Consider the following 12,359-nt stretch of genomic DNA (forward strand, 5'->3'; position numbering starts at 1 on the left):
TATTTGCTCAACACTAGCCTCGCCTCCCTGTTTCTGGAATAGTTCCAGACAAGACAGCCAGAAGGGCGGGGATATGCGGAGCGGGGCCGCAATCAAACTTTCAGGCGGCGCGATTGCGTTCTTGCTGTTGGCGTTTTCCGGCAGCCCAGCTTTGGCGTCGCCCTGGGCGCGCCTTGACGGCGAAATTCTCGTCATCAGCGGCATAAATTATTTCCGCTCAGATATTTCTTCACAGGATCCCAAGGGCGGATTTTTTGAAAGTCTCGAAAATGACACCTATCTCGAATTCGGCCTGACCGAAGACATCACCATTGGCGGCAAGGCGGTTTACGGAACCTCGTGGCTCACCAATAGCGCCGGCGCCTTCAGCGACAGCGGCTTTTCGGAAATTGAAGGCTATGCGCAATATCAGTTTCTGCGCACCATCAAACACGCCGCTTCCGTAAAGCTCTCTGCGGGAAAGCCGGCGGCGTTTCAATCGGGCGCCCGCAGCGATCTCGAGTCCGGCGGCGCCGATCTGGAACTGGCGGGGCTCTATGGACGCAATGTGATGTTTGAGCCTGTCAAAATATTCGTTGCGGGCGAGGCCGGTTTTCGAAAACGCTTCGGCGAGAACGCCGACCTGCTAAGAACCCAGGTGACCATCGGCGTCGAGCCCGGAAAACACTGGGTGCTGCTCCTGGAAACCTTTGCGGCGGTTTCCATGAGAAATGAAAGTGATGGCGGGGCTGATTACGACATTGTCAAAATCAAGCCGTCAGTCGTTTACCGGTTTAACCGTCGTTGGGCTGTTCAAGCCGGCGTCACCGAAGAGGTTGTGGACAGAAATCTTGCGCGCGGCCGGACATATTTTATCGGACTATGGAGCGCGTTTTGACGCCGCCCCGGACAGACCGGTCTCTAAAAACCGCTGACAACGATGGCTCTCGCAAGCCCGGCCCGGCCCGATCATCCGACAATGTCGTATCGCTCGCTGCGCCAAACGCTCCCTTTGCAGAGATATTTACCCCGCCGCCCGCAATGCTCAACCATGCGGTTAACAGCCTCGCCTATGCGCGGCCCGAAGAATCTGCAAAGCAACTGCTCACCCGCCGCCAGGGAATATTAGCCTGCGCAATTTTATGCATGACAGCGGCGCTAATATTACGATGGCCTCTCCCTGCCTTTATTGCCTTCAACGCCGTGACCGCACTTTATTTTACGGCGGCCATCGTGTTCCGTTTCTGGCTGCTCATCGTGGGATGGAGTGAAAAAATCAGATCAGCTCCACGATACACCCCCAAGGATGAAGACCTGCCAGTCATTACGATTTTATTGCCGCTTTATCGTGATGCAGCGGCGTTGCCCATACTGGCGCAACATGTAGACGCACTCGACTACCCTGAGCGTAAGAAAGACGTGAAGCTGCTTCTGGAAGAAGACGATCACGCCACAATCAAGGAAGCCAAAAGGCTCGGTCTTGGCCGGCGATACCACATCATTGTTGTTCCGAATTGCGAACCACGCACAAAGCCGAAGGCCTGTAATATCGGCCTGCAACTGGCGGATGGCGACCTAATCGTTATTTATGACGCGGAAGATCAGCCAGAGCCGTGCCAGCTTAAAAAAGCCGCCGCCGCTTTTCATGACGCCGATGAAAAACTCGCCTGCGTTCAGGCGAGACTCAATTATTACAATCGCGATGATAACTGGCTCACCCGCGGTATTATGGCGCAAACGCCACGGCGGAATCCCGTTGCGGCGCTTTGCGTCGGGGGAGTCCGCGCCCACATCTAGCCGGAGGGCCGGTTAGGTGAATCTCTTATCGTTGGCGGCGGCGCCTTTCTATTTCTTCCAAGTGTTTTTTACTCCAGAGATCGGCGTTAACGGGCTCCATATTCCCGCTGATTACACCGATCTCGTCAGGATCGCCTTTGACAAAGCCCGCGACAGCAGTTTTGACTTTTCTTCGTTTCCCGAAATCATCTGTAAAATACAGATTTCCTCCGACCTTGACGGAAGCCATTCCTTCGCGGAACTTTGTGGCAATGTCAAAGTTGTGGATGAAGAACATTGCATCCCGGCTACGGGTTTCTCTCGCCGAAAGTTCGTTTATTTTCAATGGATCGGCCAGTTTGCTTCTAATAAGGTGTGTCTCAAGCGTGTCGAACCGCTGAACAATTATTTGGGCGTAAAAAACTATATCGCGAGCGGGAGAGTTGCCTGTGTTAGTAAACTCTACCGACACAACGGCCTCGCCAAAAGTTTCATAAGAGCTAACTTCGCCACCACTCGCTGTGAGATACGCCCTAACCTGTGCCTCTTGAGTTTTTCGAGTCGATTCAAGCTCAACCCTAGTGAGATTAAGCGCTTCCCTAGTTTGTCCGTAAGTGAGCCAAACAAGCCATGCGGCAGCCCACCCGGCAAGGGGCCCCAAAAGCAAGAGAACATTTTCAAGAGACCATCCCCATGGGTCCACGTTGCTTTCGGATTTGTCGCTATGGTTGCGGTCGCGATCAGTATTTCCGTCCACTGGCTCTATGGAAAGGTTCCCAATAGTTATTTGGCCGTTGTTTTTTTCTCCGGTCCCGCCTTCATGCTGTTGGGAAGTTTCGTCATTGTTTGGCTGTTCAGGCTTTAATCTAGGAGCCGGAACATATTTTATGACAAAGCATCCCTCCGGCACGCAATCTAAAACAGTCTGATTATAGGTAACGCGCTCTCCAGCGCTCGCTGCCGAAAGACAGAACGCTACTAATCCAACCGCAAAGAGGTACAGCCCAAAGCCTCTAGGCATTGCAACATGAACCCCGCCGTAAAGGAGCCCCTGCCGATCTTGTTTGAAAGGTTCTTGGGGCTCTCTTCTATCCCTATACTTTGGAGTTTCTGCGCTAAATCCTCATAACTCAAGTTGCGGCGCGCCATTTCGGCCCGAAGGAGCCCTTTGGCCTTCGCCTGGTATTGCTTGTCTAGGTCATCCGACACGAATATTCCTCATATTTGATGCTTTTTTGTCGATAATGAGGAAATAACCCTTGATTTGGTGATTATCAACCCCTAAATCTGATGCGTAGGCACCAGATATGAGGAATAATCACCATGGCTCAACATTTTCTCCTTTCCAAAGCGGCGAAAACACTGAGCCTGATGGATGTCTTCAAAATGGCCGACGCTGAGGTTGAGAAGCTGTTCGCCCAGCTTCGCTGGCCTGAGACCCAAGGCGAAGCCGCCTGCGTTCATTGCGGCTCCCTGAGCGTTTGGGATTGCCGCCGTCCGTCCGGCGCACCGCGCTACCGTTGCAAAGATTGCGGCAAGGATTTTTCGATCACGAGCGGAACACTGTTCGCCTCGCATAAAATGCCGCTGCGCACCTACCTGCTGGCGATCCTGCTGTTCTGCAACGAAGTGAAAGGCAAGTCGATGCTCGCCATGTCGCGCGAGCTTGGCCTGTCCTACAAAACCGCTTTCGTCCTTTGCCACAAACTTCGCGAGGCCATGTCTCAGGAAATGAAGGGCCGCACAATGGGCGGCGAAGGTGTCGAAGCTGAAATTGATGGCGCATATTTTGGTGGATATGTGAAGCCTGCGAACCTTCGCGAAGATCGCAAAGACCGCCGTTTCAAGGTCAATCAGTCCGGCAAGCGCCGCTGCGTTGTCGTTGTCCGCGAGCGTGAAGGCAGCACAACGACTCAGGTGTTCAAGACCGAAGCCGAAGCAACGCATTGGATCAAGCGCCGGGTTGACCCCGCAACTGTTCTTCATGCTGACGAATCGCCGTCATGGAACAGCCTGCATGGTAAGTTTGAAGTGCTGCGCATCAACCATGAAGTCGCCTACAGCCTCGACGGCGCCTGCACGAACCAAGCGGAGTCTTTCTTCTCCCGCCTGCGCCGCGCCGAACAAGGCCACCACCATTGGATTAGCGGCCCGTACCTTCTCCGCTATGCGCAGGAAGCTAGCTGGCGTGAAGATCACCGCAAGCGTTCAAACGGCTGGCAGGTGAACCGGGTGACCGGGAATGCGCTTGCCGCAAAGCAAAGTGTTGATTTCACCGGCTATTGGCAGCGGAGCGCATAAAAGATGGGGAGTTTCAGTGAAATCAAACACAATTACCCTTTCGCAAAAAGTGCGAATAGGCTTATGCGATAGGTTCTCCGAACCTGTGGACCGATTCTGCTTCCTAGGGCAATCGGCCCGGCTAGTCCGGGTGGTAGGAGTGGCGACCCCGCTACGCGGGCCAACCGTGAGTAAATCCACTATAGCAAGCGGTGCTTAGGCGGGCGCGTTCCTAACGGAGCGTGCCCGTTTTCTTCACTACCACCGCTGTAGGAGTATTTGCACCTATCGTGCAAGAAAAATGTATCCATATGGCATCCCCATGGATACAGTTTCGGTATGGCAGCTAACCCCAAGGTTCAGGTTCGGATTACACCGCTCATGAGAGCTTACCTAGATGACATAATAAAAACAAAGCTCTATGGAAAAGATGAGCCCGCCGTCGTTCGGACCTTCATCGAGACTGGCGTCCGCAATGCAATAGCCGCAAATCACATTAAAATTAGGGATGCAGCGGAGTTTGGCGATGAAGACTAGGCAAGCGTCCACCTAGCATCCCGCCCGCTCCCGATCTTGGCGACCTCGCCCCGCCGCATGAGGTATTGCAGATTGGACCGGACCCTAGGCCCCAGCGCCGGCCGTGCCGACTCCTCATGCCCCAGCGCTAGAATAACGGACGTAATCACGTCAAAGGTGCGCGTGGGCTCGCCTGAGACTCTGAGGGCGTCAAAGATCAGCCGGTTAAGCTCGCCCTGCTTGAACAGCTTCACGCGCTTCTTGGGGCACGAGGGCGGAATGGCGGCGGCGTCAATCTTCGGATCGAAAAGCGATAATGTGGCGTCTACGTGGCGTAACTGACTCTCGGCCCAATCGATCTTTTTCTTGAGCCGGATTACCTCGCCAGCGAGCGCGGCCCGTTTGTCTTTCAGCGCCTTTACGGCGTAGCGGTTGCCTGTGTCTGTCTGCATGGGGACAGATTTAGGGCGTACAGGGATTCATTTCTAATGGCGTTTGCGCCATAATACCGCTCACCCGCAGTATTATGGCGCAAATGACGGAAAAAGAAAGTTGGGCGTTGCGGTGAACTCGCTAATTTCACCACATGAACGAGAACGGCAATAAATACGCCCTCGCGGCTTTGAAGGATAAGCGCGCGACTCTCTCGGGAGAGATCGCCGACATGAAAAAGCAGATAAAATGGCGCGAGGATCAACTGGCGCACGTCGACGCAACAATCGCAATTTTCGAGCCGGGCTTCGACGTTGATAGCTTGCCGCTAAAACGGCCTCGCAAGCGGGTAAAATTGTTCAAGCAGGGGGAGCTAGGTCGCCTCATTTTTGACGCCCTGCGCCGGTCAGGCGAGCCTATGTTAACGGCTGATGTTGTGACTGCCGTTATGGAGGCGCAAGGGTATGAAAGTGAAGCCCGATCTGCTTTTGGCCCTCGTGTTAGGGGAAATCTCGCATATCAGCTTGGTCGCGGTACTGTTGAGAAAACCGGCATAGGTCGCGATACTCGGTGGCGGCTCAGCGATGGGGAATAGTCTTGTTGCATGACTGGATTACATTCGGAGCGATGCTAATTTCGCTTGCTGTTGGTATCGGTGTTGGAGCGAGTCCCGCTAAAGAGGATCAGCCAGCAGCGCGTTTTCTTATCCTCCTTGTTCTGATTATGGCGGCGGTCGTTAGTTTTTGGCTCCACTAAGCCGCTTTATGTCTTTGCCAATAGCCGCCGAAATCAACTGACGGGCCGCGCGTGAGTGCGAGGTGAGCGACGCGGAAAACCTGCTCGCCGTTCGAGACGCGGCGATTATCTTCTCTCCAAGCGGCTTCTTGAGCGTAGCGGAGAAGGTACTGGCCAGCGATATGATGATGGTGACCTTGTTCGCCGCGACGTAGACGCGAGAAAAATGACTCCGCCTGATTTGTGCAAGCGCCATTGTCGCTATAGGCGACTTCATGATTGACGCGCTTCATTTCAAAGCGGGTGTGCAATTCGTTCCATGCCTTAGAGTCGTCAGCATGAACGATGGTTTCCTTTTCGATGCGGTTCTTGATCCACGAAAGGGCCGCGCCTTCGGATTTGAAAACGCCCGGTACTGAATTGCCGCCGCGCTCGCGAACGATAACGACGCACTGGCGCTTGCCGCTCTGGTTTTTGCGCAGGCGGCGATCAATGCGCTCGTCTTTGTAATTAGCCGGTTTGACGTATCCCCCGAAATAGGCGCCATCGATTTCAGCAATTTTGCCTTCGCCGCCGAGCCTGCGACCGCGCATTTCTTCGGCCATTGCCTCGCGGAGTTTATGAGCTAAGACAAAGGCGCACTTGTAAGAGACGCCGAGATCGCGCGAGAGCGCCAGCATCGACTTGCCTTTGACCTCATTGCAGAAGACCGCAATGGCCGCGAGATACATGCGAAGCGGCAGTTTATGAGAGGCGAACAGCGTCCCGCTCGTCAGCGTGTAGCCTTTCTTGCAAGCCTTGCACTCGAAGCGGAGAAGGCCAGACGGGCGACGCATTTCATAAGCCTCGACGCAGCCGCATTCTGGGCAAACCGGCTCGCCGTTCGTGTCAGCCCAGCGCAGGCCCCGGAAGCGCTGTTCGGCCTCGGCGTCAGACATCCGCATAACGGCGACGAGGGAGAGCGTTTTCGCTTCGCGGGAGAGGAGGAAATGCTGGGCCATTTGGTTTCTCTTGGTCAACGCTTATCGTTGACCTAGTAGATAATAACCAATTTAGCCCATGTCAACGGTTATCGTTGGCATTGCATAAATAATCTGACCTCGCTATATACGGAGCATGATCCGCTCTGAGCATTGCCGCGCTGCGAGGTGTTGGCTTGATTGGTCCCAAGCCGATCTGGCCGAAAACGCTTCTGTTGGTCTAAGTACCGTTCGCGACTTCGAAAAAGGCCGCCGGACGCCAATACGCAACAATCTTGAGGCGATCCAGCGGGCCTTAGAAGCGGCGGGCATCCAGTTCATAATGGACACCAGCGGCGAAATAGCGGGCGTCACGGGCCCGACTAAGCCGCCAAAAGCTGGTTCATGATCCAATCCGGCGGCTCGACGGGCCGCACGTCCCGCATTCTCTTGCGCCGGATCACATGGTTCACCGTGCCAGGATGGATGCCAACCATGAGAGCAATATCCTGTTGTTTTAATTCAGTATTCAAGGCAAGCCACTTAATCCAAGCGGCGTTTTCTCGGGAGATTTTGTTAAAGGTCGCAGACATGAGGTTCTCCGTCGCTGCGAGCGAAAGGGGAACCCTGCCGTGGACAAGCGCTCAAATTCATGTAGAATCCAAGGGGAAGATGACTGGTCCACAACAGGGGGCTATGTCGAATCCTGAGCGGGCCCGGTGCGCTAACACCGTGGCCCGTTCGCCTTTTTAGGGCTCGGGGCCTAGCGCGCTCAGCAGGTGCCTATGCTTTCCTAATGTCGCGCACGACACCCTCCTCATGATCATAGACCAGCGTCGGTCTTTTCGGCGCGTGATCCGAAAGCATGTCCTCTTTTGGAGCCTCAGCTTCTTCTCGGATCGGGGGGTACATCACAACGTCGGGATGATCCTCTGCCCATTGCGGCCAGTGATACGGTTCGCCGGCCATAAGTTGTTGTTTCCATTTGCGAAATGTGCCCCATGAAAGCTTTTTCTTTCCGGCGCCTTTATACTGCTCGGCCATTACCTCAGCCATTTTATGATCGGAAAGCTCGGGATGATCGCGCCAGTATCGGCTCGCCCATTCCCACGACTCCGCAGTGAATGCGGGCACTCCGCCCCATCTTGCACCCCGCTCCCGAACGGCCTGAATGCCCTCAGCGGTGCGCGTCATCCGCCTAGTCATCCCATTGTCTTCTTTGACATCTTTGTTGATCCCGTAGCGTTTCAATTCTTCGTCGGAATACCAGTCGATGAGGGCAAAATAGCCCTTCCGCTCTTCGAAGACGGGACTCCAAGGCGCCATTGCCCGCTTTCTGAGGTTCTGCCTTACGATGTCCTCGGGCTTTTCCGCTTCGGTTCTGAAACCCTTAGCGGCAATCCGGCGCCACAGCTCTTTATAGTGCAACGGCTCGCGTGGCGGGCTCGCCTTTAATTCCGCCTCAAGCGCTTGCGGCTGGCTGTAGCCGTTGGAATATGGTCCTTGCGGCGCATCCGACGGCACCCGGCTGGCGAAAGGCGCCCGTGCGGCAGGAACCTCTTCCGGAGCCCGGTCTTCCAGAGCCGCAAGCTTCTTGTCCCAAGCGATAATATCGTCATCCGCATCGGTAATCTGGGCGGTCATTTCGAGCTGGATGGCGGTCAAATCCGCACGGATACGATCCCGCTCGCGCTTTCTGGCGTCGATTTTGGCGCGCAAGTCGTCAATCCGCTGCTGTTTTAGCCGAGAATGAATCGTATCGCTCATGGTGCGCGATAATCTGCGAGTCCCACGATTAATGCAAGGCTCTTTTTGTTAACTGAGGGCCTCAATTTTCATATTAAAGCTAACGTCTTGAAATTCGGGGCGCAGTGCGTTTCCGTTACAAGCGACCAGCTAACCGGGAAAAGGGAGAGACTTGAATGGACTATGAAGAAGAGCTGGCGAAAGCCGAAAAACAACTCGATTCTGCCGTCGCCCAGCATGAGAAGGTGATTGAGATGGCCACGACCAACCACGCCGAAGCGGGTCTAAAGGAGTGGTATCAAAAAAGAGCGGCGCTTACGCACGAAAGAATAGATCAAATACTCAGCCGCGTTTTGTCACTGAAAAAATTGATCCAGCGGACGACGAAAGAGCAGAAATAACGTTCCGTCATTTGCGCCATAATACTGCTCACCCGACTTTTCACCCTTGAATATTCTCTCTGGTTTGACTGGCTCTTGCCAGCGCTCCAGAAAATGGGCGCACCAATCCCGCTCGGCGGCACGTCGAATTTTTTCAGAACCGGCACACTGATCTCAGCGGGCGGGTGGGACCCTTACAATGTTACAGAAGACGCAGATCTGGGCTTGCGGCTCGCCCGGCTCGGCTATCGCGTGGAAGTCATCGGCTCCACCACCTTCGAAGAGGCCAATTGCAGGCTCGGCAACTGGATGCGTCAACGCTCGCGCTGGCTGAAAGGCTATCTGCAAACCTGGATCGTCCATATGCGCCGCCCGCAGCGGATCATCGCAACGACCGGATGGCGGGGCTTTCTCGCGGTTCAGCTTTTTGTCGCTGGCAATGTTTTCAGCGCCATCATCAACCCGATCATGTGGAGCGCCTTTCTCTTCTGGGCGCTTTGGCGCCCGACAGGGCTCCACGGCCTGCTTCCCGCCCCGCTCGTCTGGCTCAATCTGTTCGCACTGCTCGCAGGCAATCTCCTCTTCATCCTGACCATGATGATCGGGCCGTTAAAACGCGGCTGGCTGAACCTCGCGCCCTACAGCCTCACCGCACCCGCCTACTGGTTGCTAAGCTCTCTCGCCGCCTATAAAGCTTTATGGCAAGTCTTTCGTCGGCCACACTATTGGGAAAAAACTGACCACGTCATCAGTGAGGCCGCACGGAAGAGACGCGAAGTCGCCCTTGCCGAATTTTTTGATGATCAACCGCCCTATGACCGACGCCGCAACGACATCGACAACACCTTCGGTCCTTGCCGGCCGGCCCTATCTAAAAATGAACGGGCTCGGCAATAAATTCGTCATTCTTGACCTGCGCGACGATCCCGTGACTCTCGACGAAGAGTCGATCCGCAAGGCGTCTAATCCGAAAACCGGTCCCGGCTGCGATCAGTTCATCACGCTCGAACATCGCAAGGGCTATGACGGCGTCTTCATGGGCGTTTACAACGCCGACGGTTCCGAAGTCGGCGCGTGCGGCAACGCGGCCCGCTGTGTCGCTTGGCTCTTGATGGAGGAAACCGGCGCCAGCGAGATCGACTTTGCAACACTCTCCGAACCGCTCCATGCGTCGCGCATTGGCGAGAAGCGGATTGCCGTTGATATGGGCGAGCCGAAATTTGGCTGGCGTGACATTCCGTTGTCGGAGCAGATGGATGACACCCGTTTTGTTGACATCAAACTTGGCCCCATCGACAAGCCGGTGCTGTGGGGGCCGTCCGCGGTCAATGTCGGCAACCCCCATTGCATCTTTTTTGTCGAAGACGCCGAAGCCCAGCCGCTCGAAAAATTCGGCCCGATGATCGAGCATCACCCATTGTTTCCGGAGCAGGCGAATGTTTCCGTAGCGCAAGTGTTGAGCAAACACGCAATCCGCCTTCGCGTTTGGGAGCGTGGCGTCGGCATCACTGAAGCGTGCGGGACCGCCGCCTGCGCCGCGGCCGTCGCCGCCCACCGCCGCCGCCTGACCGCGCGCAAGGCGACTGTTACGCTTGACGGCGGCGATCTCACCATCGAATGGCGCGAAGAAGACAACCACATCATCATGACCGGCCCCATCACCCTTGAGGGCGAAGGGCGCTTCGCAGACGATTACTGAACCATGGCCAAGCTTTATTTCAATTACGCCGCCATGAACGCCGGCAAGTCGACGACCCTGCTTCAGGCGAGTTTCAACTATCGCGAACGCGGCATGGACACGATCGAGTTCACGGCGAAAATCGACGATCGTGTGGAGAAGGGCGTCATTGCGTCGCGCATCGGGCTTAGCAAGGAGGCCCATGTCTTCGACGACATAACCGATCTATTCGACATCATTAAACGGGAGAGCGCGGGCATGACAGCGGTCTGCGTCTTTCTCGATGAGGCGCAATTTCTGAAGGGCGATCAGGTGATGCAACTCGCCCAGGCTGTTGATGAACTCAATATCCCTGTGATCTGCTACGGCCTGCGCACAGACTTCATGGGCGAGCTTTTTGAGGGAAGCGCGCGGCTTCTCGCCGTCGCCGATGAAATTCGCGAGCTCAAGACCATCTGCAAATGCGGCCGCAAGGCGACCATGAATCTGCGCATCGATGCAGATGGCACCGCCGTCACCAGCGGAGAAAAAATCGAGATCGGCGGCAATGACCGCTATATCCCGCTCTGCCGCAAACATTTCTATGAGGCCTTTAAAGGATAAGGACTCAATAAAAAGCGTATAAAGTGCGCTTTGTGCATCTTGCCTTGACGCATTCGGGATGCTAACCGCCTTCCTCCCCGGGCAGCGGCGCTGGAGCGATTGCCCGCCGGCAGAGTCGGCTGAACCTGATTGTTCAACCACTCTCGCCATTGGAAAACGGGGATTATGGCTGATACCAACCAGCAGCCATGTGGAGAGGTGCCGGAGTGGTTGAACGGGGCGGTCTCGAAAACCGTTGAGCACGCAAGTGTTCCGAGGGTTCGAATCCCTCTCTCTCCGCCAGTTTGAACATGATCATCAGATGCCCGCTTGCCTCTGCATTATCAGAGGTTCAACCATTTCTGCGCTTGTAGCGCTGGTTCAAGAGGACAATATCGCAACCTTACAACGCCGCCAGACGCCAATCACGGGCAGATCGATACACATGCGCTTTCATTGAAGCGACAACTTTTAATGCCGCTTGTAGTTCACGATGCTTCATATTCAGGCTTTGTGTCCGCCAACGCAGACAAAACGAGACTTCAATCGATGACTTCTCTCAGCCGTTTTAGCGCCTCGATCATATATTTTTCGACGCTGCTTTCAGAAACGCCCATCCTTTGGGCAATGTCTCGGTAGCTACACTCTTCAAAGCGATGCAGTTTAAAAGCCCTCCGGTACTTCACCGGCAGCCGGTCAATTGCCTCGATCACGCGCGCAGCCTCTTCCCTGGAGCAGAGTTGCTCTTCTGGGCTGGCCTCCGGAGATTCCAGATCCGAAATCCAGTTTTCGTTCATCTGGTCGTCACGGCAAAGGTATTTTTTCTGATACCGGCCGCGACGCCTCAATTCGTTATACGCTAAATTGGAGGCCGTCCTGAAGATCAGCGCCTTGGCGCTGTCAATGGATGCTGTGTCCCCATAGTTCCAAAGATTCAGAAAGGTCGACTGTGTGACATCGCTAGCAGAGTCCGCGTCGCCCAGAATTTTGATGAGCCATTTGAAAAGAATTTTTTCATTGCTAGCAAATGACTCTACGATCTTGGATCGATCACCCATATTCAACACTCTTCACCCACCAGATGTTCATTCGAACCATTGAGGTCGGTAGCGAGCGTTCGGCGGCCTTCACAAAGGCCCGCTTTGCCTAGCGGCATTCACAGGCAAAAAGAGTCCGCCGCCATCCTGCATACAGAGTGGCGCGTATCTTCAAACGAAGACGTTCTACGACGTTCAAGGTTTTGCTAGTTATTGAGCGGGACTGTGGATGCTAATGCGCACGCCCTCAAGGCACAGA

General features: G+C 55.0%; 17 protein-coding genes and 1 tRNA gene. 10 read left to right on the plus strand and 8 right to left on the minus strand.

Going from position 1 to position 12,359, the window contains the following annotated elements; translation table 11 throughout:
- Window positions 1-73: 73 nt before the first annotated feature.
- Both ACFOOP_RS02060 and ACFOOP_RS02065 read left to right on the plus strand, forming a co-directional pair.
- Window positions 74-877 carry a hypothetical protein gene (locus tag ACFOOP_RS02060; RefSeq protein WP_379879203.1) on the plus strand — a complete coding sequence of 268 codons (804 nt, stop codon included), beginning with the start codon at window positions 74-76 and terminating at the stop codon, window positions 875-877.
- On the plus strand, window positions 874-1,776 hold the full coding sequence (locus ACFOOP_RS02065) for a glycosyltransferase (protein WP_379879204.1): 903 nt from the start codon (window positions 874-876) through the stop codon (window positions 1,774-1,776). The genes ACFOOP_RS02060 and ACFOOP_RS02065 overlap by 4 nt, the downstream gene beginning before the upstream one ends.
- A 25-nt stretch (window positions 1,777-1,801) precedes the next feature.
- Here ACFOOP_RS02065 and ACFOOP_RS02070 read toward each other — a convergent pair whose 3' ends face one another.
- Both ACFOOP_RS02070 and ACFOOP_RS02075 read right to left on the minus strand, forming a co-directional pair.
- Window positions 1,802-2,776, minus strand: coding sequence for a hypothetical protein (locus tag ACFOOP_RS02070; RefSeq protein ID WP_379879205.1), 975 nt, complete (start codon window positions 2,774-2,776; stop codon window positions 1,802-1,804).
- The gene (locus ACFOOP_RS02075; RefSeq protein ID WP_379881482.1) at window positions 2,734-2,904 is read right to left on the minus strand and encodes a DUF6471 domain-containing protein; all 171 of its coding nucleotides are present in this window, start codon (window positions 2,902-2,904) and stop codon (window positions 2,734-2,736) included. The genes ACFOOP_RS02070 and ACFOOP_RS02075 overlap by 43 nt, the downstream gene beginning before the upstream one ends.
- 174 nt (window positions 2,905-3,078) lie before the next feature.
- Between ACFOOP_RS02075 and ACFOOP_RS02080 the strand changes: the two genes are divergently transcribed.
- Window positions 3,079-4,056, plus strand: a complete 978-nt coding sequence (locus ACFOOP_RS02080; RefSeq protein ID WP_379879206.1) for an IS1595 family transposase — start codon at window positions 3,079-3,081, stop codon at window positions 4,054-4,056.
- A 372-nt stretch (window positions 4,057-4,428) separates the two neighbouring features.
- On the opposite strand, the gene ACFOOP_RS02085 is transcribed toward ACFOOP_RS02080, so the two are convergent.
- Together ACFOOP_RS02085 and ACFOOP_RS02090 are read right to left on the minus strand one after the other, a co-directional pair.
- Window positions 4,429-4,584, minus strand: coding sequence for a hypothetical protein (locus ACFOOP_RS02085; RefSeq protein ID WP_379879207.1), 156 nt, complete (start codon window positions 4,582-4,584; stop codon window positions 4,429-4,431).
- Window positions 4,569-5,003: a hypothetical protein gene (locus ACFOOP_RS02090; RefSeq protein WP_379879208.1), complete on the minus strand. Its 435-nt coding sequence runs from the start codon at window positions 5,001-5,003 to the stop codon at window positions 4,569-4,571. The genes ACFOOP_RS02085 and ACFOOP_RS02090 overlap by 16 nt, the downstream gene beginning before the upstream one ends.
- Before the next feature lie 134 nt (window positions 5,004-5,137).
- Here ACFOOP_RS02090 and ACFOOP_RS02095 point away from each other — a divergent pair, with 134 nt between their 5' ends.
- Window positions 5,138-5,578 (plus strand): hypothetical protein, encoded by a 441-nt coding sequence (locus ACFOOP_RS02095; protein ID WP_379879209.1) that lies wholly within the window; start codon window positions 5,138-5,140, stop codon window positions 5,576-5,578.
- Between the two features lie 157 nt (window positions 5,579-5,735).
- Here the strand turns inward: ACFOOP_RS02095 and ACFOOP_RS02100 are convergent, their stop codons facing one another.
- Window positions 5,736-6,719: an IS1595 family transposase gene (locus tag ACFOOP_RS02100; protein ID WP_379879210.1), complete on the minus strand. Its 984-nt coding sequence runs from the start codon at window positions 6,717-6,719 to the stop codon at window positions 5,736-5,738.
- Between the two features lie 115 nt (window positions 6,720-6,834).
- Here ACFOOP_RS02100 and ACFOOP_RS02105 point away from each other — a divergent pair, with 115 nt between their 5' ends.
- The gene (locus ACFOOP_RS02105) at window positions 6,835-7,086 is read left to right on the plus strand and encodes a helix-turn-helix domain-containing protein (RefSeq protein ID WP_379879211.1); all 252 of its coding nucleotides are present in this window, start codon (window positions 6,835-6,837) and stop codon (window positions 7,084-7,086) included.
- Here the strand turns inward: ACFOOP_RS02105 and ACFOOP_RS02110 are convergent.
- The gene (locus tag ACFOOP_RS02110) at window positions 7,061-7,270 is read right to left on the minus strand and encodes a hypothetical protein (protein WP_379879212.1); all 210 of its coding nucleotides are present in this window, start codon (window positions 7,268-7,270) and stop codon (window positions 7,061-7,063) included. The two genes, ACFOOP_RS02105 and ACFOOP_RS02110, sit on opposite strands and share 26 nt — an antisense overlap.
- A gap of 190 nt (window positions 7,271-7,460) precedes the next feature.
- Window positions 7,461-8,444, minus strand: coding sequence for a hypothetical protein (locus ACFOOP_RS02115; protein ID WP_379879213.1), 984 nt, complete (start codon window positions 8,442-8,444; stop codon window positions 7,461-7,463).
- Window positions 8,445-8,599: 155 nt separating this feature from the next.
- On the opposite strand from ACFOOP_RS02115, the gene ACFOOP_RS02120 reads away from it, so the two are divergent.
- The 5 genes from ACFOOP_RS02120 to ACFOOP_RS02140 all read left to right on the plus strand — a co-directional run bounded on the left by ACFOOP_RS02120 (window position 8,600) and on the right by ACFOOP_RS02140 (window position 11,366).
- The gene (locus ACFOOP_RS02120) at window positions 8,600-8,824 is read left to right on the plus strand and encodes a hypothetical protein (protein ID WP_379879214.1); all 225 of its coding nucleotides are present in this window, start codon (window positions 8,600-8,602) and stop codon (window positions 8,822-8,824) included.
- A 75-nt stretch (window positions 8,825-8,899) separates the two neighbouring features.
- Window positions 8,900-9,700, plus strand: a complete 801-nt coding sequence (locus ACFOOP_RS02125) for a glycosyltransferase family 2 protein (protein ID WP_491062254.1) — start codon at window positions 8,900-8,902, stop codon at window positions 9,698-9,700.
- Window positions 9,618-10,502, plus strand: coding sequence for a diaminopimelate epimerase (gene dapF / locus ACFOOP_RS02130; protein ID WP_379879215.1), 885 nt, complete (start codon window positions 9,618-9,620; stop codon window positions 10,500-10,502). Before ACFOOP_RS02125 ends, dapF begins: the two co-directional genes overlap by 83 nt.
- A gap of 3 nt (window positions 10,503-10,505) precedes the next feature.
- Window positions 10,506-11,084 (plus strand): thymidine kinase, encoded by a 579-nt coding sequence (locus tag ACFOOP_RS02135; RefSeq protein WP_379879216.1) that lies wholly within the window; start codon window positions 10,506-10,508, stop codon window positions 11,082-11,084.
- A gap of 192 nt (window positions 11,085-11,276) precedes the next feature.
- A tRNA-Ser gene (locus ACFOOP_RS02140) sits at window positions 11,277-11,366 on the plus strand.
- A 239-nt stretch (window positions 11,367-11,605) separates the two neighbouring features.
- On the opposite strand, the gene ACFOOP_RS02145 is transcribed toward ACFOOP_RS02140, so the two are convergent.
- Window positions 11,606-12,121, minus strand: coding sequence for an RNA polymerase sigma factor (locus tag ACFOOP_RS02145; RefSeq protein ID WP_379879217.1), 516 nt, complete (start codon window positions 12,119-12,121; stop codon window positions 11,606-11,608).
- Between the last annotated feature and the right edge of the window lie 238 nt (window positions 12,122-12,359).

It is taken from the genome of Hyphococcus aureus (assembly GCF_042643165.1).
Lineage (GTDB): Bacteria > Pseudomonadota > Alphaproteobacteria > Caulobacterales > Parvularculaceae > Hyphococcus > Hyphococcus aureus.

Excerpts from the sequence above, each read along its gene's own strand:
- ACFOOP_RS02060 (WP_379879203.1), top strand. The coding sequence starts at position 74 with ATGCGGAGCGGGGCCGCAATCAAACTTTCAGGCGGCGCGATTGCGTTC.
- ACFOOP_RS02070 (WP_379879205.1), bottom strand. The coding sequence starts at position 2,776 with ATGCCTAGAGGCTTTGGGCTGTACCTCTTTGCGGTTGGATTAGTAGCG.
- ACFOOP_RS02075 (WP_379881482.1), bottom strand. The coding sequence starts at position 2,904 with ATGGCGCGCCGCAACTTGAGTTATGAGGATTTAGCGCAGAAACTCCAA.
- ACFOOP_RS02080 (WP_379879206.1), top strand. The coding sequence starts at position 3,079 with ATGGCTCAACATTTTCTCCTTTCCAAAGCGGCGAAAACACTGAGCCTG.
- ACFOOP_RS02090 (WP_379879208.1), bottom strand. The coding sequence starts at position 5,003 with ATGCAGACAGACACAGGCAACCGCTACGCCGTAAAGGCGCTGAAAGAC.
- ACFOOP_RS02095 (WP_379879209.1), top strand. The coding sequence starts at position 5,138 with ATGAACGAGAACGGCAATAAATACGCCCTCGCGGCTTTGAAGGATAAG.
- ACFOOP_RS02100 (WP_379879210.1), bottom strand. The coding sequence starts at position 6,719 with ATGGCCCAGCATTTCCTCCTCTCCCGCGAAGCGAAAACGCTCTCCCTC.
- ACFOOP_RS02105 (WP_379879211.1), top strand. The coding sequence starts at position 6,835 with ATGATCCGCTCTGAGCATTGCCGCGCTGCGAGGTGTTGGCTTGATTGG.
- ACFOOP_RS02110 (WP_379879212.1), bottom strand. The coding sequence starts at position 7,270 with ATGTCTGCGACCTTTAACAAAATCTCCCGAGAAAACGCCGCTTGGATT.
- ACFOOP_RS02115 (WP_379879213.1), bottom strand. The coding sequence starts at position 8,444 with ATGAGCGATACGATTCATTCTCGGCTAAAACAGCAGCGGATTGACGAC.
- ACFOOP_RS02120 (WP_379879214.1), top strand. The coding sequence starts at position 8,600 with ATGGACTATGAAGAAGAGCTGGCGAAAGCCGAAAAACAACTCGATTCT.
- dapF (WP_379879215.1), top strand. The coding sequence starts at position 9,618 with ATGACCGACGCCGCAACGACATCGACAACACCTTCGGTCCTTGCCGGC.
- ACFOOP_RS02135 (WP_379879216.1), top strand. The coding sequence starts at position 10,506 with ATGGCCAAGCTTTATTTCAATTACGCCGCCATGAACGCCGGCAAGTCG.
- ACFOOP_RS02145 (WP_379879217.1), bottom strand. The coding sequence starts at position 12,121 with ATGGGTGATCGATCCAAGATCGTAGAGTCATTTGCTAGCAATGAAAAA.